This window comes from Collinsella aerofaciens (assembly GCF_019131995.1).
Classification (GTDB): Bacteria; Actinomycetota; Coriobacteriia; order Coriobacteriales; family Coriobacteriaceae; genus Collinsella; species Collinsella aerofaciens_S.
Genome location: NZ_JAHONA010000036.1, coordinates 1 through 18,993, shown reverse-complemented (window position 1 = coordinate 18,993; position 18,993 = coordinate 1). Strand labels below are relative to the sequence as shown.

19 protein-coding genes are annotated in these 18,993 nt (G+C 58.7%); 13 read left to right on the top strand and 6 right to left on the bottom strand.

The window, feature by feature from the left end; all coding sequences use genetic code 11:
• Positions 1-486 (bottom strand): IS110 family transposase (locus KSY82_RS09240; RefSeq protein WP_217752381.1); only part of this gene is annotated, 486 nt, incomplete at its 3' end.
• 159 nt (positions 487-645) lie between these two features.
• Between KSY82_RS09240 and KSY82_RS09235 the strand changes: the two genes are divergently transcribed.
• From KSY82_RS09235 to KSY82_RS09225, 3 genes are all read left to right on the top strand, one after another.
• Positions 646-1,746 carry a glycerol dehydrogenase gene (locus tag KSY82_RS09235; protein ID WP_217751003.1) on the top strand — a complete coding sequence of 367 codons (1,101 nt, stop codon included), beginning with the start codon at positions 646-648 and terminating at the stop codon, positions 1,744-1,746.
• A gap of 113 nt (positions 1,747-1,859) precedes the next feature.
• Positions 1,860-2,927 (top strand): glycerol dehydrogenase, encoded by a 1,068-nt coding sequence (locus tag KSY82_RS09230; protein WP_217751002.1) that lies wholly within the window; start codon positions 1,860-1,862, stop codon positions 2,925-2,927.
• A gap of 150 nt (positions 2,928-3,077) precedes the next feature.
• Positions 3,078-4,331: a 4Fe-4S binding protein gene (locus tag KSY82_RS09225; RefSeq protein ID WP_217751001.1), complete on the top strand. Its 1,254-nt coding sequence runs from the start codon at positions 3,078-3,080 to the stop codon at positions 4,329-4,331.
• Between the two features lie 131 nt (positions 4,332-4,462).
• Here KSY82_RS09225 and KSY82_RS09220 read toward each other — a convergent pair whose 3' ends face one another.
• Together KSY82_RS09220 and KSY82_RS09215 are read right to left on the bottom strand one after the other, a co-directional pair.
• On the bottom strand, positions 4,463-5,218 hold the full coding sequence (locus KSY82_RS09220; RefSeq protein ID WP_217751000.1) for a GntR family transcriptional regulator: 756 nt from the start codon (positions 5,216-5,218) through the stop codon (positions 4,463-4,465).
• 65 nt (positions 5,219-5,283) lie between these two features.
• The gene (locus tag KSY82_RS09215; protein ID WP_217750999.1) at positions 5,284-6,309 is read right to left on the bottom strand and encodes a zinc-dependent alcohol dehydrogenase family protein; all 1,026 of its coding nucleotides are present in this window, start codon (positions 6,307-6,309) and stop codon (positions 5,284-5,286) included.
• Positions 6,310-6,666: 357 nt separating this feature from the next.
• Between KSY82_RS09215 and KSY82_RS09210 the strand changes: the two genes are divergently transcribed.
• The 4 genes from KSY82_RS09210 (at position 6,667) to KSY82_RS09195 (ending at position 11,372) form a co-directional block, all read left to right on the top strand.
• Positions 6,667-8,274: an alpha-glucoside-specific PTS transporter subunit IIBC gene (locus KSY82_RS09210; protein WP_217750998.1), complete on the top strand. Its 1,608-nt coding sequence runs from the start codon at positions 6,667-6,669 to the stop codon at positions 8,272-8,274.
• A gap of 155 nt (positions 8,275-8,429) precedes the next feature.
• Positions 8,430-9,773 carry a 6-phospho-alpha-glucosidase gene (locus KSY82_RS09205; RefSeq protein ID WP_055287031.1) on the top strand — a complete coding sequence of 448 codons (1,344 nt, stop codon included), beginning with the start codon at positions 8,430-8,432 and terminating at the stop codon, positions 9,771-9,773.
• 127 nt (positions 9,774-9,900) lie between these two features.
• Positions 9,901-10,977, top strand: coding sequence for a redox-regulated ATPase YchF (gene ychF, locus KSY82_RS09200; protein ID WP_035136922.1), 1,077 nt, complete (start codon positions 9,901-9,903; stop codon positions 10,975-10,977).
• Positions 10,978-10,988: 11 nt separating this feature from the next.
• Positions 10,989-11,372 (top strand): DUF1648 domain-containing protein, encoded by a 384-nt coding sequence (locus KSY82_RS09195; protein WP_217750997.1) that lies wholly within the window; start codon positions 10,989-10,991, stop codon positions 11,370-11,372.
• 9 nt (positions 11,373-11,381) lie between these two features.
• Here KSY82_RS09195 and KSY82_RS09190 read toward each other — a convergent pair whose 3' ends face one another.
• On the bottom strand, positions 11,382-11,771 hold the full coding sequence (locus tag KSY82_RS09190) for a hypothetical protein (protein ID WP_217750996.1): 390 nt from the start codon (positions 11,769-11,771) through the stop codon (positions 11,382-11,384).
• A gap of 76 nt (positions 11,772-11,847) precedes the next feature.
• Here KSY82_RS09190 and KSY82_RS10600 point away from each other — a divergent pair, with 76 nt between their 5' ends.
• Positions 11,848-12,066 (top strand): helix-turn-helix domain-containing protein, encoded by a 219-nt coding sequence (locus KSY82_RS10600; RefSeq protein ID WP_035136926.1) that lies wholly within the window; start codon positions 11,848-11,850, stop codon positions 12,064-12,066.
• Positions 12,067-12,384: 318 nt separating this feature from the next.
• Here KSY82_RS10600 and KSY82_RS09180 read toward each other — a convergent pair whose 3' ends face one another.
• Positions 12,385-13,398 carry an asparaginase gene (locus tag KSY82_RS09180; protein ID WP_217750995.1) on the bottom strand — a complete coding sequence of 338 codons (1,014 nt, stop codon included), beginning with the start codon at positions 13,396-13,398 and terminating at the stop codon, positions 12,385-12,387.
• 267 nt (positions 13,399-13,665) lie between these two features.
• On the opposite strand from KSY82_RS09180, the gene guaA reads away from it, so the two are divergent.
• Positions 13,666-15,264, top strand: coding sequence for a glutamine-hydrolyzing GMP synthase (guaA, locus tag KSY82_RS09175; RefSeq protein WP_217750994.1), 1,599 nt, complete (start codon positions 13,666-13,668; stop codon positions 15,262-15,264).
• A gap of 617 nt (positions 15,265-15,881) precedes the next feature.
• On the opposite strand, the gene KSY82_RS09170 is transcribed toward guaA, so the two are convergent.
• On the bottom strand, positions 15,882-16,175 hold the full coding sequence (locus KSY82_RS09170) for an XRE family transcriptional regulator (RefSeq protein ID WP_068539730.1): 294 nt from the start codon (positions 16,173-16,175) through the stop codon (positions 15,882-15,884).
• Positions 16,176-16,209: 34 nt separating this feature from the next.
• On the opposite strand from KSY82_RS09170, the gene KSY82_RS09165 reads away from it, so the two are divergent.
• The 4 genes from KSY82_RS09165 (at position 16,210) to KSY82_RS09150 (ending at position 18,990) form a co-directional block, all read left to right on the top strand.
• Positions 16,210-16,584 (top strand): tyrosine-type recombinase/integrase, encoded by a 375-nt coding sequence (locus KSY82_RS09165; RefSeq protein ID WP_427883384.1) that lies wholly within the window; start codon positions 16,210-16,212, stop codon positions 16,582-16,584.
• A 2-nt stretch (positions 16,585-16,586) separates the two neighbouring features.
• On the top strand, positions 16,587-16,907 hold the full coding sequence (locus tag KSY82_RS09160; protein WP_052792090.1) for a plasmid mobilization protein: 321 nt from the start codon (positions 16,587-16,589) through the stop codon (positions 16,905-16,907).
• Positions 16,908-16,914: 7 nt separating this feature from the next.
• The gene (locus tag KSY82_RS09155) at positions 16,915-18,069 is read left to right on the top strand and encodes a helicase RepA family protein (protein ID WP_217750993.1); all 1,155 of its coding nucleotides are present in this window, start codon (positions 16,915-16,917) and stop codon (positions 18,067-18,069) included.
• A 456-nt stretch (positions 18,070-18,525) separates the two neighbouring features.
• A complete protein-coding gene (locus KSY82_RS09150; RefSeq protein WP_254881795.1) occupies positions 18,526-18,990 on the top strand; it encodes a plasmid recombination protein in 465 nt (154 codons plus the stop codon).
• Positions 18,991-18,993: the final 3 nt, after the last annotated feature.

Here is an 18,993-nt window from a genome sequence, read left to right as displayed (position 1 = left end):
CCCGTCGGCGTTGCGCTCGTCCCAGACGTGGCCCAGCCTGATCAGGAACATGTTGAGGCGCTGCCTGGCGCGGCGGTACTCCACCGTGGCGTCGTCGAGGGCGCGGTCGAGGTCCCGGGCGGCCTCGACGGCCGCATCGGGCAGCGGGACCTCCACGATGTTGTGGGTGGCGAGCATGCGGGCGATGAACTCGGCGTCGCGCCGGTCGTTCTTGCGGCGCGCGTCCGCCGCCGGCCTCTGCATCTTGGAGACGGCGGCCACGGCGCAGTCGAGGCCGAGCGCGCGCAGCTCGCGCGCCATGTGGAAGCCGGTGGGGCCGCTCTCGTAGCAGGCCCTGGGCTCCTCGAACCCGAGGGCCCACTCCGCGATCTCGGCGGCGTCCGTCCCGAAGTCACGGTGCACCACCTCGCCGGTGAAGGGGTTGAACGCCGCGGCGGCGACCGATCGCGCGTGGACGTCCAGGCCGATGGAGGTAACATGGGGCATGGGAAGCCTCCTCCCCGCAGGTGCGGTAAGGGCTACCGCACGGGCCGATACTCAAAGCCCATTGTGGCATCCCGAGCCCGCGGAAAGAAGCTGCGCCGCGGGGGAGGCGACCCAAATGGCTTTCTCATATCGTCTTAATTATTAGAGAGTGGGATAAAAATGGCTGCAATCTTCAATAGCCCCAGCAAGTACATCCAGGGTCCGGACGAGCTGGCCAAGCTCGGTTCCTATGTCGAGCCGCTCGGCGCTAAGGCTCTCGTCATCGTGACGCCTTCGGGCAAGAAGCGCGTCGGCGCCAAGATCGAGGGCGGCTTTGCCGAGGCTAAGGCCGAGCTGCTGTTTGAGGACTTTAACGGTGAGTGCTCCAAGGGCGAGGTCGATCGCCTGGTTGCGCTCGCTCGTGACAACGGTTGCGACATCATCGTCGGCGTCGGTGGCGGCAAGATCCTCGACACCGCGAAGGCTGTCGCCTATTACCTGGAGTCCCCGGTTATCATTTGCCCCACCATCGCCTCGACCGATGCTCCGTGTTCTGCGCTTTCGGTGCTTTATACCGATGACGGCCAGTTCGACAAGTATCTCTTCCTTAAGGCAAACCCCAACATTGTCCTGATGGATACGACGGTTATCGCGGCGAGCCCGGTGCGCCTGACGGTTTCCGGTATGGGCGATGCGCTCGCAACCTATTTCGAGGCCCAGGCGACGCACGATGCCGACGGCGGCACCTGCGCTGGCGGCAAGGGCGGCATGGCCGGCCTGGCGCTCGCCAAGCTCTGCTATGAGACGCTCATGGCCGACGGCGTCAAGGCCAAGGTCGCGCTGGAGAAGGGCGCGCTCACGCCTGCCGTCGAGCACATCATCGAGGCCAATACGCTGCTTTCGGGCATTGGCTTTGAGAGCTCGGGCCTTGCTGCTGCTCATGCCATCCACAATGGTCTGACGATGCTGCCCGAGTGCCACAACATGTATCACGGCGAGAAGGTCGCCTTCGGCACCATCGTCCAGCTGGTACTCGAGGATGCCCCGACCGAGAAGCTCGAGGAAGTCTTGGGCTTCTGCATTGAGCTGGGCCTGCCGGTCACGATGAAGGAACTTGGCGTTGCCGAGCTTACGCGCGAGCAGGCCATGATTGTTGCCGAGGCCGCCTGCGCGCCCGAGGACACCATGTGCAACATGCCGATTGAGGTGACGCCCGAGATGGTCGCCAACGCCATCCTGGGTGCCGACGCACTGGGTCACTACTATCTCATGGATGAGTAAATCCCGCTAAGGAAGGGGCAAAGCCAGCAGATGGCTTTGCCCCTTTTTGCTATGGTGCAAAGGGGTCAGGTTACTTTGCACCAATCGTTGTTTGATGAAGGGCGGATTCTCGTATGGCGCTTCCTGTGGTTTACGGCGGTCCCGGCCGGTATGTTCAGGGGCCGGGCGAACTGTCGCGTCAAGGCAAGTATTTGTCATGGTTGGGCTGCGCTGCCTATGTCTTGTTTGACCGGGGCACCGAGGATCGGCTGTGCAAGCAGATCGTCGATGGATTTCTGGACGAAGACCTAAGCGAGCCATTCTTTAAGATCTATAACGGTCCGTGTACGGAAGAAGCCGTTGTAAAAATGGCTAAGGAAGCCCAGGCCGAGTATTGCGACATGGTGGTGGGTATTGGCGGCGGCAAGATGCTGGATATCGCCAAGGCCGTTGCGTTTTATGCCGAGTTGCCGTTGTGCGTATGCCCCACGGCGGCTTCGATGGACGGTCCGTGCAGTGCGATTTCGGTGCTGTATCACGAGGATGGGTCGTTCGACCGCTACCTGATGCTCGAGAAGAATCCAGACCTGGTCGTGGTCGATACCAACGTGGTCTCGGCAGCTCCGCTGCGTATGACGGTCGCTGGTATGGGCGATGCGCTGGCAACGTATTTCGAGGCGCGTTCGTGCGCCGCGGCGCACGGCGCTAACGAGCACGGTGGCGCGCCGGGACACTTGGCCTTGGTTGCGGCTCGTGCCTGCTATGACACACTCATGGAGTGCGGCGTCGCTGCCAAGCGCGATCTCAAAAAGGGCCGTACATCGCCAGCGGTTGAGCGCCTGATCGAGTGCAATATTCTGCTCTCGGGTGTTGGCTTTGAGAGTGGTGGCCTAGCGCTTGCCCATGCCATAGCCAACGGCCTGACGATTCTGCCCGAGTGCAAGGCCATGCATGGTGAGGCCGTGGCATTTGGCCTGGTGGTGCAGCTGCGCCTGGAGCGTGCGCCCGAGCTTAATCAGGTGCTCGAGTTTTGCCAGCGCGTCGGTCTGCCGACGACGCTCGAGGAGCTGGGCCTTGACGAGATTTCCGATGCCGACCTGATGAGCGTTGCAGATGCGGCCTTTAGAAACGAACGCAATATGGCTAACGAACAGGCCAAGGTGACCAGACAAAAGATCGTGCAGCTCATGCGCGAGGCATAGCTAGGCGCTTGATCGACCTTGTGCAATCGAGGCGGCGATAGGCATAGGCTATTTGCCTCAAAGGTGCTCCGCGTGTAATTTGCCCGAGTCGTGGGCCGATGGCGTATCATTATCTCTTGCTTGTTTGCACTGCTCAGGGAGGGGCCGCGCATGGCGCAGGAACACGATCTGTTTGATGACATTATCGAGATCAGCAAGGGTTTCGACTTTCTTAAAAACCCGCTTGGCGGCGTGACCGATGCACTCGATCCATCGGCGCCGCAGTGGAATCCTGCCGACTACAAGGAGCGCCCGCGCGGCAACACCATTCCGTGCTTGACCTGCAAAAACGAAAAGAGCGGCTGCACCGCGTGCATGGACGTGTGCCCGGTCAACGCTATCGAGGTCGAGGAAGACTCCATCGAGATTCTCGACTCCTGTCGCAAGTGCGGTCTGTGCGCCGCTGCCTGTCCGACCGAGGCGATCATCTCGCCGCGCCTGGCGCCTAAAAACCTGTATGACGATATTGTCTCTGCTGCTACGAGCCACGAGACCGCCTACGTCACCTGCACGCGCGCTCTTAAGCGCATGCCGCGCGAGAACGAGGTCGTCGTCGCCTGCGTGGGCGATATTACTGCCGAGACCTGGTTCTCGGTACTGGCTGACTATCCCAACGTGAGCGTCTACCTGCCACTAGGCGTGTGCGATAAGTGTCGCAACACCGGCGGTGAGGACATTCTGGGCGAGGCGATTGCGAAGGCCGAGGAGTGGTCCGGCACGGGCATGGGCCTGGAGGTCGACCCCAAGAGCCTCAAGTGCCATAAGCGCCGCGAGTACGAGCGCAAGGAGTACATGGATAAGATTGCCCGCACCACGGGCCTAACCGTGACTAAGCTCAACCCGGCGACGGCGGCACTGGCCTCGGTGACGCAGAAGTTGAAGGCCCACCGTCACCAGATCACGCAGCTCGAGCGCACACTCAACACCATGTGCGGCACCACGACGACCAAGCGTCGCCGTTCGCTCACGCACGGGCGGCAGCTGGTGCTCTCGACGCTGCAGAACCACCCCGAGCTTGCCCAGAATATGCAGGTGAGCACACCGGAATGCGATTTTGACAAGTGCACGTCGTGCGGCGAGTGCGTCAACGTGTGCCCCACGTTTGCCTGCGATTTGGTGGGAAGCGGTCGCTTTGCACTGGAGTCCACGTATTGCCTAGGTTGCGGAGCTTGCGTCAAGGTGTGCCCCGATCATGCGCTCAAGCTGGTCGAGCACGATGCGTCCAATCTGGTCGTTGTCGACCCCGAGGCCGAGGAAAAGGCCGCTCAGAAGGCCAAGGCCCACGAGGAGGCCGAGAAGGTCAAGGCCGAAGCAAAGGCCAAGCTTGACAAGATGCTCGACCAGGTGGAGAAGCTCGCAGACTAGCTAAAAGAACGTAAATGATGGCCGGTGGGACAGGTACTGCCCCACCGGCCAAAAAAGTTGCGGTGGAATAGTTCCTGTTTTGCCCTTAAGCTGGCCATTCTAGGAACTATTCCACCGCAACTAATAAATGGTTAGTTCATGCTGCTTTGGTGGCCGGTTCGACCGGTACCGTTGCGCGTCACGGTTTCATGGAGCAAAAAGAACCCGGGGACCTGTTTTGTCTCGGTGTATTCCATAAGGATGCCGTCGGCGTTGTAGGTCTGCCCGCGTATAACGGCGAGTGCGTTAAAGTCGTCGAGATCGAGCACGCGCGCATCTTCGGGCGTGGGGTGCTCAATCGTTACATCGCGTTTGCCCGTGGCAATCTTAATGCCAAGGTCTTCTTCGAGGTAACGATAAATCGAATCGTTGACAATCTCGGGTGTCAGTCCCGGTACCTGTGAGCTTAGGTAATAGGAGTCGTCGGAGCACACGGCATGTCCGTCTGCATAACGAATGCGTTTGGCGCGTGTGAGCTCACAGCCTTCGGGAAACCCGGTAATCCCGGAGAGTGCTTTGCTACAGATGAGGAGCTCAAAGACGGTGGTGACAGTCTTGAGCTCAAAGCCTCGGCTGGTCGCGATTTCCTTAAAGGTCTCGAGTCCGCCGCCACCACGACTCTTCTCGTCACTGATGTTGCGAATGACGCGCATGCCTTTGCCTTGCTGGGGGAGCACGTAACCATCTGCCGCAAGCATCGAGATGGCGCGACGGACCGTCATGCGCGAACAGTCAAACAGCTGCGTGAGCTCAGTCTCCGAAGGCAGATAACTCTGATAGGCGTATGTGCCGTCGTCAATCGACTGCTTCACGTTGTCGTAAATAGTTTGGAAGATGGCTCGCGCCATGACGGTCTCCTAGAGCTGAGTGCGCGAGCGGTGGATGAGGACCGCTCGCGCAGGTGCCGATCGATTTACTTGCTGGGGTCGATTATATATTTACCCATGGCACGCAGAGCTGGGTCTGACAGGATGGCGCCGAGTTCGTCGAGGGAAGCCACCTTGGCGACCATCGAGGATACGTCGAGCCTGCCAGAGTCGATGAGCTCGAGCGCACGACGCTGCGTATAAGGGTTAATGTAGGACGAAGTAAGCACAAGCTCCTTCTGGAAGACCTCGAAGGGCTTGACGGTGATTGTCTCATCGGGCTTGGTGAGGCCGAACATCATGACCGTAGCCTTGTGGCCGGCGATCTGGATGGCCTGCTCGATGGTGACGGGCTTGCCAACACACTCGATAACGACATCGACGTTGCCGACGCCCTCCTGCTTCAGGCGGGCCGGGACGTCCTCGTGGATGGAATCAATTGCCAGGTCGGCGCCGAGTTTGAGCGCAACCTCGCGCTTGCCTTCGACAGGCTCGAGCAAGACAACCTTGGTGGCGCCGGCGTTTTTAGCAAGCTGCATCATGAGCAGACCGATCATGCCGCCGCCGATAACGACAACTGTGCTGCCGGGCTTGATGTTGCACATATCGATGCCGTGCAGGCAGCAGGCGACGGGCTCGGTCATGGCGCCCTGCTCGAAGCTGGTGTGATCGCCCAACTTGTAGACTTGCTGCATATCGACGGAGCAGTACTCGGCAAAGCCGCCGTTAACGGTGGTGCCGTAACCGGTCATATGCTCGCAGTAGTGGTTGATTCCGTCGCGGCAGGGTTCGCAGCAGCCGCAGGGATGGTTTGGGTCGATGCACACGCGATCGCCCGGTTTAAAGCCGGTGACATCGCTGCCCACGGCCTCGACAACGCCCGCAAACTCATGACCAAGGATCGTGGGCGGGGTAACGTCGGCCGCACCCTTGTCGCCTTCATAGATATGCACGTCGGTGCCGCAGACGCCGCAAGCTTTGACGTTGATCAGAACGTCGCGCCTGCCCACGGCCGGCTTTGCCGATTCCTCGACTCTGAGGTCGTGCTTTCCATAGAAGACCGCGCTTTTCATGGTGACTCCTTAACGTGGCGGTGAATGTTGTAATGAAGTATAGGCATGTCTATAGATATAGACAAGCACATCTAGACAAGTAGAAAAGAAAATTGAAATGCAGCCATCAACTATGTCAGATTTAACAGGCGAAATACTGGACATATACCGTTTACGGCCAATAATCAACCGTTTATCGACCGTTGTATTTATGCTAACTTGTCTAGATAAGTGATATGATAAAAATAGAAGCGCAAGAAGTCAGGGAAGCGGGCCCACCCGTCCTATTGCACGAGGTACACGCAAACGGCGCGTCTGCGGTCTCGAGTGAAGCCAAAACCGCAGTCGCTCCGAATGAAGAGAGGGGGATTCCCCGTCATGATGCAAAAGATACAACGTTTCGGCGGTGCAATGTACACGCCTGCAATTCTTTTCGCATTTTCCGGAATCGTCGTCGGCCTGGGTACGTTGTTTACCACCGAGGCGATCTTTGGCGAGATGGCCACTGCGGGCCATCTTTGGTTTGATTGCTGGAATGTGCTGCTCCAGGGTGGTTGGACGCTCTTTAACCAGATGCCGTTGCTGTTTTGCGTAGCGTTGCCAATCTCGCTCGCGAACAAGCAGAACGCTCGCTGCTGCATGGAGGCTTTGGCCATCTACCTTACCTTCAACTACTTTGTTAGCACAATCTTGGGGCAGTGGGGCCCTGTCTTTGGGGTCGACTACTCTGTCGAGGCGGGCAGCGGTACTGGTCTTGCCACTATCGCAAGCATCAAAACGCTTGATATGGGCATCATGGGCGCGCTCATTATCTCTGGTATCGCCACGATGCTGCATAACAAGTTCTTCGACACCGAACTTCCTGAGTGGCTGGGCGTGTTCTCGGGCTCCGTGTTCATCTATATGATCGGTTTCTTCGTTATGGTTCCGGTCGCTCTTATCGCCTGCCTGGTGTGGCCGCATGTTCAGGCTGCTATCTCCGCCTTCCAGGGATTCATCCTTTCCGCCGGTACGTTCGGCGTTGGCGTCTTTGCTTTCTTCGAGCGCGTGCTGATTCCTACAGGCCTTCACCACTTTATCTATACGCCGTTCTATTACGACAACGCGGCGGTCAATGGCGGCATTTTTGCCGCTTGGGCTAACATCCTGCCCCAACTGGCTGCCGATCCGAGCATTGCTCTTAAGGATGCCGCACCCTGGGCTGCCTATACCTGCCCTGGTTGGACTAAGGTCTTCGGCTCGCTTGGCGTCGCCATTGCGTTTTATATGACCGCCAAACCCGAGCGCAAGCAGCGCGTCAAGGCTCTGCTGATCCCGGTCACCCTTACCGCTATGCTTTGCGGTATTACCGAGCCGCTTGACTTCACCTTCCTGTTCATCGCGCCTGGCCTGTTCGTCGTCCACTGCGTGCTCGGAGCGCTTGGCTGCATGGCTCAAAACCTCCTTGGCGTCGTGGGCATCTTCGACGGCGGCATCATCTCGATGCTCTCGTGGGACTGGCTGCCCCTTTGGGCCGCACATGGTCTGCAGTACGCCATCTCCATCCTTGTCGGTCTGTGCTTTACCGCTCTTTGGGTCGTGGTCTTCCGTTTCCTGATCGTCAAGTTCGACTTTAAGACCCCCGGTCGCGAGGATGACGATGTTGAGGTCGAGCTCAAGTCCAAGGCCGACTACAAGCAAAAGCAGGGCGGTGCTGCTGGCAAATCGGTCGCCCAGAGTAAAGATGATGAGCGCTTGGTGCTTGCCGAGAACATCCTTGATCTACTCGGTGGCGCGGATAACATCATCGATGTAACTAACTGCGCTACCCGTCTGCGCGTTAACGTCAAGGACAAGAGCGTCGTTGCACCCGAGGCTTCCTTCAAGGCGATCGGTACGCATGGCTTGGTGGTCCAAGGTCAGTCAATCCAGGTCATCATCGGCCTTACCGTTCCGCAGGTTCGCGAGAAGTTCGAGAGTCTTCTGAAGTTCGAGAGTCTTCTGTAAACCATCGTCCATCGAAACAATCGGCCTTGCAGAGCCGGTATGCACCGCAAGGCCGATTCTAGAGATAAAAAACTCCACTTCTAGGTAACAATTCCAAACCGTACAGGCCGCGTGCGGGGATGGATTGAGCAAGCGGCCAGAATGAGGAGGACATCATGTCCAAGAAAAACTATGCCGTGACCATTGCCGGCGGTGGCTCCACCTTTACCCCGGGCATTGCCCTGATGCTGCTCGAGGAGCGCGACCGCTTCCCGGTCAACAAGGTGACCTTCTATGACAACAACGCCGAGCGCCAGGAGATCGTTGCCAAGGCGTGCGAGATCTACTTCCACGAGAACGCTCCCGAGGTTGAGTTCAACTACACCACCGACCCCGAGACCGCTTTTACCGGTACTGACTTCGTCCTCGCTCACATCCGCGTCGGCCTGTACGCCATGCGTGAGCTCGACGAGAAGATTCCTCTCAAGTACGGCTGCGTTGGTCAAGAGACCTGCGGTGCCGGCGGTATCGCCTACGGCATGCGCTCCATCGGCGGCGTCATCGAGATCCTGGACTACATGGAGAAGTACAGCCCCAACGCCTGGATGCTCAACTACTCCAACCCCGCAGCTATTGTTGCCGAGGCCTGCCGTGTGCTGCGCCCCAACAGCCGCATCATCAACATCTGCGACATGCCGATCGACCTCATGGATAAGATGAGCCGTATGTGCGGCATCAAGGATCGTCGCGAGCTGCAGTATAGCTACTACGGCCTCAACCACTTTGGTTGGTGGAGCAAGATCTACGACAAGGAGGGTAACGACCTCATGCCGCAGATCAAGGAGCACATGGCAAAGAACGGCTACTTGGACGGCATTGAGCACGAGGCCGGTAAGGAGCAGCACGTCGAGGAGAGCTGGATTCACACCTTCGGCAAGGCCAAGGATGTCTATGCTGTCGATCCCGAGACGATTCCCAACACCTACCTCAAGTACTACCTGTACCCGGACTATGTTGTCGAGACGTCTGACCCCAACTACACTCGCGCCAATGAGGTTATGGACGGCCGCGAGAAGAAGGTCTTTGGCGCTTGCCGCGACATCATCGCCAAGGGTACTGCCAAGGACGGCGGCTTTGAGCCCGACGTACACGCCAACTACATCGTCGACCTTGCCTGCGCACTGGCCGAGAACACGCTCGAGCGCTTCCTGCTGATCGTCCCCAACGATGGCGCTGTGCCCAACTTCGACCCGACGGCCATGGTCGAGGTGCCTTGCATCGTCGGTTCCAACGGCTTTGAGAAGATCTGCCAGGGCCCGATTCCGCAGTTCCAGAAGGGCCTGATGGAGCAGCAGGTTTCCGTCGAGAAGCTCGTTGTCCAGGCTTGGGTCGAGGGCAGCTACCAGAAGCTCTGGCAGGCACTCACGCTCTCCAAGACCATTCCTTCGGCAAGCGTTGCTAAGCAGATTCTGGACGAGCTCATCGAGGCCAACAAGGATTTCTGGCCCGAGCTTAAGTAAGGACTACTGTCTCGAACTCTTACGCATCTCTGCTTCATTTGCGCCGCCGCGGTGTCCGGATTCGCCCGGATGCTGCGGCGGCGCTATACTTATGAAGTTTGAAGTACCTGTACCAAAAGGAGCTGTCGTGTCCCTTTCCATCGGTATCGTGGGCCTGCCCAACGTGGGCAAGTCGACGCTGTTCACCGCGCTTACCAAAAAGACCGGCCTTGCCGCCAACTACCCGTTTGCCACGATCGACCCCAACGTGGGTATCGTCGATGTGCCCGATAGCCGCCTGCAAAAGCTTGCCGACATCGTCAACCCCGGTCGCATTGTGCCGGCGACGGTCGAGTTTGTCGACATTGCAGGTCTGGTGAAGGGCGCTAACGAGGGCGAGGGCCTGGGCAACCAGTTCTTGGCAAACATCCGCGAGACCGATGCCATCTGCGAGGTCGTGCGCTACTTTAAGGACCCCAACGTCATGCGTGAGGTGGGCCGCACGGGCGAGTTCGTCGATCCCGCCGGCGATGCCGACACCATCATGACCGAGCTCATCCTGGCCGACATGGGCACGCTCGAGAAGCAGCTGCCCAAGCTCGAGAAGGAGGCCAAGCGCGACAAGGAGCTCATGCCCAAGTTCGAGGTCGCTAAGCGCCTGCTTGCCTGGCTCAACGAGGGCAAGCGCGCCGCATCCATGGAGATGACCGATGAGGAGCGTGCCGCCGCCAAGGGCCTGTTCCTGCTCACCATGAAGCCCATCCTGTATGTGGCCAACGTGGACGAGGATATGCTCAACGACGATCTGGCGCCCATCGATGGTGTCAAGCCGCTGCCCATCTGCGCCAAGATCGAGGCCGAGCTTTCCGAGCTCGATCCCGAGGACGCTGCCGACTACCTGGAGAGCCTGGGCCTGGAGCAGCCCGGTCTGGACGTGCTCGCGCAGGCAGCCTACAAGCTGCTCGGCCTGCAGTCGTTCTTTACGGCCGGCGAGATGGAGGTCAAGGCCTGGACGGTGCGTCAGGGCGCGACCGCCCCGCAGGCCGCCGGCGTCATCCACACCGACTTTGAGCGCGGCTTTATTAAGGCCGAGGTCATTGGCTACGACGACTATATCGAGCTCGGCGGCGAGCAGGGCGCCAAGGCCGCCGGCAAGCTGCGTATTGAGGGCAAGGACTATGTCATGGCCGATGGCGACGTCGTGCACTTCCGCTTTAACGTGTAAGGACGACGCATATGTTTAAATATGGCAAAAAAGCTGGCTACATGGGTATTGCGCTGCTCGTACTTGCGGTGATTCCGCTGGTGGTCGCAGCGTGTGTTATCCCCAACATTGGTTCCGAGGTGGCAACAAAGTTTAATGCCGCCGGCGAGGCGACGCGCTGGGGCAAGAGCTACGAGTTGCTGGCGTTGCCGGTGCTCAACTTGCTGCTGAGCGTGGCGACGTACTTTACGGCGGGACGCCAGGCAAAGAACAATGATGACTCAGCCGCCATGGCGCGCATCGTGTGCGAGCGCTACCTGCGCAACGGTTGCATCACGGGTGTGTTCCTCAATGTGATCAACGTCTACTTTATGTATTCGGCGATTACCGGTATGGGCTTTGGCCTGGGCTTTTAGCTTGCGCCTTTAGGCAACGAGCCTGCACGCATATTCGATGGCTGCTGCGAGGCCGCCGCTCGATCGTGGTTGAAAGACTACATCGGCGGCGGCCTCGTTTTCGTATCCGGCACCGCGAAGGGCGAGCGCGATACCGGCTTCCAGGAGAAGGGGCAGGCCACGTTGACTGGTTGCGATTACGGCAGCCTGATTGAGCGAGCAGCTGTGCGCTTGGCATTGGATGGCAAGTTCACCTTGCGCCGGGCAAGGGACCAGAACGGCGGCGACGCGACTTGATAGCAATGCAAATGCTGTGCGCTCATCGGGCGAAAGACATTCTGCTTCAACGACGACGAGCTTGGGCGGCGCGCTGTTTGTGCGAAGCGTGGCTCGGTACATGCGGACCGAAGAACCCGACATAGAAAACTCCTGTGTATTCGGCAAAACGTAAACTATAGTTTACGTTTATGTTCGCCTCCATTTCAAACTCGGCTGCATGGACGAACGTGCGAAACAGATTCTTGGCAGGCGGGTCGAAGAGACACGCAGGGACCTTGGTATCTCCAAGGTTGATTTTTGTGTGGCGACAGGAATCAGCCGACCCTACCTCGACCGAATCGAAGATGGGACGGCAAATTTCACGCTCAAGGTTCTATTTAAGATCGCGCCCGCACTCGGCATGACGGTGTCAGAGCTTCTCGAGGGTATCGAATAGCCTTTTTTGCTAGATTTGCCGCTTGTTGAACGGGTCCCCCCGACGGCGGCGTGCAAAAACGCGAGTATTCAGCATCCCTCAATAATTTGACGGCAGCCGGGGCCACAAATACGACGCGTAATGTTTTGGATTATCCACAAAATTCAATAATATGAGGAATAACAAGCGCGCGGAACGAGTCTTTCGAGTCGAAAGGCAATTTACAGCCAGCGGTTTTAACGTTCCCGGAAGGGGCGGATGCTGAAAACTCCGCTTTTTGCACGTTCCGAGGGGTACCACGTGCCCTACTGGGCCCAAAGAGGCGGATTTTGTTTTTTGCTACACCATCGGGATACGGTCGTGGTTGACTTGGCTGTAGAACAGGCGCTGAATCTCGGCCGCATCACGTGACTGGCCGAGTGCCCACATGGTTTTGGCCACGAGCGTCTCGGTGGTCATATCGTCGCCGCGCAAAATGCCCCGATGGTCGGCATAGGCACGGCCGACCTCATAAACACCCAGGTCAAGGCCCTCTTCGGGGACCTGCGTGGTCATAACGACGGTGCGACCCGAACCGACCCAGCGAAAAATCGCCTCCTGGAACGACTCGCCCGACTCACCAAACTCGGGGATACCGCCAATGCCAAAGGTCTCAAGGATTACAGCATCGTAGCTATCGGCAAGGGCGTCGAGGATGCCCGGGTTTACGCCGGGTGTAAGCTTGAGTACAAATACGCGCGGGTCGATGCTGTCGTAGAAACGCACCGGGTTTTCGCCCTGATGCGTGCCGTGAAGCCCATTGCGCACGATGCGGTCATTGCGGATGTAGGCAATGGGCGGATAGTTGACGCTAATGAACGCGTTAAAGCTCATGGTGCGCTGCTTGCGGGCGCGCGTACCGGCAATGGCGACGCCGCCAAACACGATCGAGACGTCGTGCGAATGCTCATCGAGCGCATAGAGCAGGCTCTGGTACAGGTTGAGCTTGGCGTCGGTAAAGGGATTGCCCATGGGCTTTTGCGAGCCGGTGAGCACGATGGGCTTGGGGCTGTCCTGGATCAGATACGAAAGTGCTGCTGCGGTGTAGCTCATGGTGTCGGTGCCGTGCAGAATCACGAAGCCGTCGTGGTCAGCATAACCCTCGACAATGACGTCGCGGATGCGCATCCAGTCGCTCGGGCGCATATTGGTGCTGTCGATGTTCATGGGCTGCACCACGTCGAGCTCGCAGAGGCCCGAGATCTCGGGGACGCTCTGGGCGAGCTCCTCACCGGTCAGGGCGGGGGAGAGGCCGTTGCCATCCTCGGTCGATGCGATGGTGCCGCCCGTGGCGATGAGAAGGATGCGCTTCATGCTGGTATTCCTATCGTATTTGCCGCCGCAGGGGCGGAGCCGTTCGGCAGTATTGTGGCACAGGGCGTCCAATGTTCAAACGTATTACATCATCTGTAACGTCTGGTAACGCTTCAATTACCGTCAAATAGGGCCCAGGTCGTGCGTTTGCCGTGCGCTGATGGCTGCGAGGGACGAGAAACCCCATATAACGTGTACACTATGTAAGCTGTTTTCGTTTATTCGCGCGGGTGGGCACCGGCTCCCCGCCAACAAGAGGGGGAAACCATGGATCAAAAGGCTTCCGCAAAGGTCCTCGTACTCGACTTTGGTGCGCAGTACGGTCAGCTCATTGCCCGTCGCGTCCGCGACCTCAACGTGTATTCCGAGATTGTCCCCTGCGACATCTCGGCCGACGAGATTCGCGAAATGAACGCCTCTGCGCTCATCCTTTCCGGCGGCCCGGCCTCTGTGTATGCCGAGGACGCTCCGTCCATCGATCCTGCCATCTTTGACCTGGGCCTTCCCGTCCTGGGCTTTTGCTACGGCCATCAGATCACGGCCGTGACGCTCGGCGGCAAGGTCGGCCACTCCGAGGTGGGCGAGTACGGCCGCGCCACCATCACGCGCACGGCCGGCGCCAAGCTCTTTAACTCCACGCCCATGGAGCAGACTGTGTGGATGAGCCATCGCGACGCCGTTTCCGAGGTGCCTGAGGGCTTTACCGTTACCGCCAGCACCGACGTGTGCCCGGTCGCTGCGATGGAGTGCGTTGAGCGCAAGATCTACACCACGCAGTTCCATCCCGAGGTCAAGCACTCCGAGTACGGTCAGCAGCTGCTGAGCAACTTCCTGTTTGAGATCTGCGGCCTGGAGCCCAACTGGAGCATGGACAACCTGGTCGAGACCATGACGGCCGAGTTCCGCGAGAAGGTCGGCAACGACCGCGTGATTCTGGCCCTGTCCGGCGGCGTCGACTCCTCCGTCGTGGCTGCGCTGGGCGCTCGCGCCGTGGGCAAGCAGATGACCTGCGTGTTCATCAACCACGGTCTGCTGCGCAAGGGTGAGCCCGAGCAGGTGGAGGAGGTCTTTACCAAGCAGTTTGACGTCGACTTTATCCACGTTCACGCCGAGGACCGCTATGCCGAGCTTCTGGCCGGCGTGACCGAGCCCGAGGAGAAGCGCCGCATCATCGGTACGCAGTTCTGGAAAGAGTTCTTCGCGGTTGCTCAGCAGCTCGAGACCGATGGCAAGCCGGTCAAGTACCTGGCTCAGGGCACCATCTACCCTGACATCATCGAGTCTGGCGCTCGCAAGACGGGCGGCAAGACGGCCACCATCAAGAGCCATCACAACCTGATCCCGTTCCCCGAGGGCGTGCACTTCGACCTTATCGAGCCGCTCGATCACTTCTTTAAGGACGAGGTCCGCGCGCTTGGTCTGGCGCTGGGCCTGCCGGCTCACATCGTGTTCCGTCAGCCCTTCCCGGGCCCGGGTCTGGCCATCCGCATCATCGGTGCGGTCGACAAGGAGAAACTCGAGATCCTCAAGAATGCCGACGCTATCGTGCGCGAGGAGCTCGACGCCTACAACCAGCGTCTGTTTGAGCAGACCGGCGAGCGCAACTCCGAGCACAGCTGCTGGCAGTACTTTGCGGTCCTGCCCGACATTAAGTCCGTCGGTGTTATGGGCGACGAGCGCACCTACCAGCGCCCGATCATCCTGCGCGCCGTTGAGTCCAGCGATGCCATGACCGCCGACTGGGCCAAGCTGCCCTACGACGTGCTGGCCCGCATCTCCGGCCGCATCGTGGCCGAGGTTCCCGGCGCCAACCGCGTCTGCTACGACATTACGTCCAAGCCGCCCGCGACCATCGAGTGGGAGTAGGCTGATAGGGTTCTGACCTGCACTTTTGAGTGCCGCACTGTGCCGCTGAGTTTCGTTTCGTACGAGAGTCATGGCAAAGCCGCCAGCGACGGCGGTGAGTAAATACGGTAATCTGGCCTCCGTTCCCGCGTTGGGACGGAGGCTTTTTCTTTGCCGTTTTACTCCCTTTCACCTGCGATTTCGCGATTTACTCCCCGTATTTCAAGACGACAAGGCACGGGGCGGTATTCGGAGGAACGGGAGTAAAGATTTATCCCGAATGAGTAGACGCGCGATTTTTGTCCCCGAGAACGAAACGAGGCCGTTTCGGGGCCCGTGAAACTCAAATCGAACTCAACGGGCGTTTTTACGGTCTCCGTACGGCGTTTCCCCAGGTGGTTAATGGGGAGTAAAGAATCTCGCCGCCTCAATGAAAACGGGAGTAACCAGGGGAAATGCCGCGGCGTACTGCCGTGTGCCGCCATGTAAGCCACCGCGTCATTTACTCCCCATTTACGCTTGAAATGCCTTTGCATGCAATGGGGAGTAAAAACTCAGCTTACGCAGGAGCGAGCGGAGCTCACCGCCTAGCCTGGCGTCCTGATTCGGTTGCGTTGATTGCGAAATGCGGGGAGCCGTTACAGCAAGGCTTTCCAGTCCTCGTACTCGTCGGCGTCGATCTCGCCGTTCTCGAGCCGTGCGCGCTTCTCTGCCCACAACTCGATCGCCATCGCGGCTTTGGGCGCGTGCGGCGCCTTGGGGTTCAGGGAGAGGCCCGAACCGTCGGCTGAGGGAACTATGCCGAAGGAGTCCTCGAGCCGCACGAGCAGCGACATGAGGTCGCCTGCGGTCTCGACGCCGTAATCCTTGAGGGCGTTGACGGACACGCCGAGCGCTGCGGCGATGGACTCGAGCAGCTCGGGCTTGTCCATCAGCAAATCCTATCAGCGGCTCAAGGGCAAGGACATGATTACCACTCCTAAGACGAAAAAGAGCAACCGTGTCATTAAGATGCCCAAATTCCTCTGTGGAGAGATGGAGGACTACTTAAAGATGTTTTACAGCACCGGGGCAAATGAACGGATTTTCCCTGTCAGCAAGCACTATCTCCACCATGAAATGGACAGAGGTGCGAAAGCGGCGGGAGTGAAGCGGATCAGAATTCACGACCTCCGACATTCACACATTTCCCTGCTGATTGATATGGGCTTCACCGCCCTGGCAATCGCTGACCGGGTGGGGCATGAGAGTATCGATATCACCTACCGCTACGCCCATCTGTTTCCTACAAGGCAGACGGAGATGGCGGACAAACTGGACTTTGAAAGGATGGGAACGTAACCATGTCACTGAAAAACCGAGACAACAAAAATCGCTGGAGGAACAAGACCGTGGCCTTCCGGGTGTCCCCGGAGGAAGATGAACAGATCGAGGCCGCTGTGCGGCTCTCCGGCCTGACAAAGCAGGACTACATCACAAGACGCCTCCTGTGCCGGGACGTAGTGGTACAGGGTAATCCCAAGGTCTACAAAGCCCTGCGTGACCAGCTTGCCGCCGTTCTGGACGAACTGCGGCGGGCCGAGGACGGGGCTGGCGTGGACGATGAACTGCTGGACACCATTCAGATGATCGCCGCTATCATGGGCGGCATGAAGGAGGATTGATAGATTGATGGATTCCAGAGAAACGAAAAGGACTGTCCCGGTTCCGTCTGTTGGCGCAGACGGGGAACAGCCCATTTCACAAACACCTACCGCATGTATAACAGAGGAAACGACAGAAAACAATCCCCCTGAAAAAAATTATGCGGAACTGCTGCGGAAAATGCAGCGCATGAACGACCCGGCGTATCTCCCCACGATTTCCATGAACGAGTTGTACGAGAACGTCTATCAGAGCAGACCGCCCGTCATTGACGGTCTGCTCTATCCGGGGACGTACCTCTTTGCGGGAGCGCCCAAGGTAGGCAAGTCGTTTCTGATGGCCCAGCTTGCCTACCACGTCAGCATGGGCCTCCCCCTGTGGGACTATCCCGTTCACAAGGGGACTGTCCTCTATCTGGCGCTGGAGGACGATCACCGTCGCTTGCAGGAGCGGCTTTACCGGATGTTCGGCATGGACGGCACCAACGACCTCCTCTTTTCCATCTGCGCAAAGCAGGTCGGCAACGGGCTGGAGGAACAGCTAAAGCGATTCGTGCAGGAACACCCAGACACCAAACTGATTATCATTGACACCCTTCAGAAGATTCGGGAGGCTGGCGGGGATAAGTACAGCTACGCCAACGATTATGAGGTGGTAGGAAAGCTGAAACGCCTTGCTGACGCTTGCGGCGTCTGCCTCCTACTGGTACATCACACTCGGAAGCAGCAGGCCGACGACAAGTTTGATATGATCTCCGGCACCAACGGCCTGTCGGGGGCAGCAGACGGGGCCTTTCTTCTTCAGAAGGAGAAGCGGACGGACGGCACCGCCACCTTGGATGTGGTAGGACGTGACCAGCAAGACCAGCGGCTCTATCTCATTAAGGACAAGGAACACCTGACATGGACACTGGAGCGGATGGAAACGGAGTTGTGGGTAGAACCCCCCGACCCGGTGCTGGAGGCCGTAGCCGCCTTTATCACGGCGGAGAGGCCGTCCTGGGGCGGTACGGCCACGGAGTTGGCGGCAGCCCTGCAAGTGGATATGAAGCCCAATGCCCTGGCGATGCGGCTGAACGTCCGGGCCGGGAAACTGGCAACGGACTATCATATCCGCTATGAGAACACCCGCACCCACGCCGGGAGAAGTATCAGCCTGACCCTGGATCCTCCCCAAGCGTGACGACCGTGACGGCTGTGACGGCTTTTTTGAGAGCGGGGGCGGTGTCCAAAACATCGTCACGGTCGTCACGGCTGTCACGGGGAGCGGGGTCAAATGTCAAGGGGGCATACCTGTGGGTGGAGATTGCCGCAAGGCAATACAACCCGAACCCCTTGATATTTGGCCCACGGAGGACACTTGCCGGGTGGTGGAAAGGCTGTGCCTTTCCACCACCCGGCAAGTGGAAAAGTTTAGGCGGGGTGCAGGGCGCCCTTTTCAAAGGGCGGCCCTGCTGGGGGAGGCAACCGCAGTTGCCGGGGGCAAAGCCCCCGCACCCCCTCGGAGAGCCCACGGCACTTTCGCACCAACGGGGCGAAAGTGCCATAGTGGGTTATTACACTTCCCGCAGGAAGTGCCTTCCCCGAACCCCCGTCCATTTTCAACAACCAAACATCTGAAATGGGAGGATTTTTGCCTATGGCGAGAGGCGACGGCATTGACCGCACCAACGCAAGAAATATGAGGCTGACCGCTGCTAAAATCGGCAACACCCAGCAGCACAACGAACGCGAGAAGGATTCCTATGTCAACCAGGACATTGTACCAGAGCGGACGTCGCTCAATGTCCATTTCAAGGTCCCATCCGCAGGGTATCAGGAGATGTTCTCCCAAATGGAGGCCGATGGTGTGATCTCCACCCGTGGCATTAAGGCGGACGCATTTCGATACGGTGAGTTGGTCTTTGATGTGAACTCCGCCTACTTCTACAATCACGGCGGCTATGACTTCGCAAAACAATTTTACACCGACGCATACAAATCCGCAATCAAAATCGTAGGTGGAGAGCAGTATATTTTGTCGGCCTTGATTATCAACTTCATCCGAACACCTCCCACATTCATCCGCACATGTGCGGATGAATGTGGGAACCCGATACCCTGAGGG

What these genes read in the sequence shown, in the direction of transcription:
- KSY82_RS09220 (WP_217751000.1), bottom strand. Translation starts at nt 5,218, where the DNA reads ATGGCGCGAGCCATCTTCCAAACTATTTACGACAACGTGAAGCAGTCG.
- KSY82_RS09205 (WP_055287031.1), top strand. Translation starts at nt 8,430, where the DNA reads ATGTCCAAGAAAAACTATGCCGTGACCATTGCCGGCGGTGGCTCCACC.
- KSY82_RS09235 (WP_217751003.1), top strand. Translation starts at nt 646, where the DNA reads ATGGCTGCAATCTTCAATAGCCCCAGCAAGTACATCCAGGGTCCGGAC.
- KSY82_RS09165 (WP_427883384.1), top strand. Translation starts at nt 16,210, where the DNA reads ATGATTACCACTCCTAAGACGAAAAAGAGCAACCGTGTCATTAAGATG.
- KSY82_RS09180 (WP_217750995.1), bottom strand. Translation starts at nt 13,398, where the DNA reads ATGAAGCGCATCCTTCTCATCGCCACGGGCGGCACCATCGCATCGACC.
- KSY82_RS09150 (WP_254881795.1), top strand. Translation starts at nt 18,526, where the DNA reads ATGGCGAGAGGCGACGGCATTGACCGCACCAACGCAAGAAATATGAGG.
- KSY82_RS09230 (WP_217751002.1), top strand. Translation starts at nt 1,860, where the DNA reads ATGGCGCTTCCTGTGGTTTACGGCGGTCCCGGCCGGTATGTTCAGGGG.
- KSY82_RS09215 (WP_217750999.1), bottom strand. Translation starts at nt 6,309, where the DNA reads ATGAAAAGCGCGGTCTTCTATGGAAAGCACGACCTCAGAGTCGAGGAA.
- KSY82_RS09190 (WP_217750996.1), bottom strand. Translation starts at nt 11,771, where the DNA reads ATGTCGGGTTCTTCGGTCCGCATGTACCGAGCCACGCTTCGCACAAAC.
- guaA (WP_217750994.1), top strand. Translation starts at nt 13,666, where the DNA reads ATGGATCAAAAGGCTTCCGCAAAGGTCCTCGTACTCGACTTTGGTGCG.
- KSY82_RS09160 (WP_052792090.1), top strand. Translation starts at nt 16,587, where the DNA reads ATGTCACTGAAAAACCGAGACAACAAAAATCGCTGGAGGAACAAGACC.
- KSY82_RS09195 (WP_217750997.1), top strand. Translation starts at nt 10,989, where the DNA reads ATGTTTAAATATGGCAAAAAAGCTGGCTACATGGGTATTGCGCTGCTC.
- KSY82_RS09170 (WP_068539730.1), bottom strand. Translation starts at nt 16,175, where the DNA reads ATGGACAAGCCCGAGCTGCTCGAGTCCATCGCCGCAGCGCTCGGCGTG.
- KSY82_RS09225 (WP_217751001.1), top strand. Translation starts at nt 3,078, where the DNA reads ATGGCGCAGGAACACGATCTGTTTGATGACATTATCGAGATCAGCAAG.
- KSY82_RS10600 (WP_035136926.1), top strand. Translation starts at nt 11,848, where the DNA reads ATGGACGAACGTGCGAAACAGATTCTTGGCAGGCGGGTCGAAGAGACA.
- KSY82_RS09210 (WP_217750998.1), top strand. Translation starts at nt 6,667, where the DNA reads ATGATGCAAAAGATACAACGTTTCGGCGGTGCAATGTACACGCCTGCA.
- KSY82_RS09155 (WP_217750993.1), top strand. Translation starts at nt 16,915, where the DNA reads ATGGATTCCAGAGAAACGAAAAGGACTGTCCCGGTTCCGTCTGTTGGC.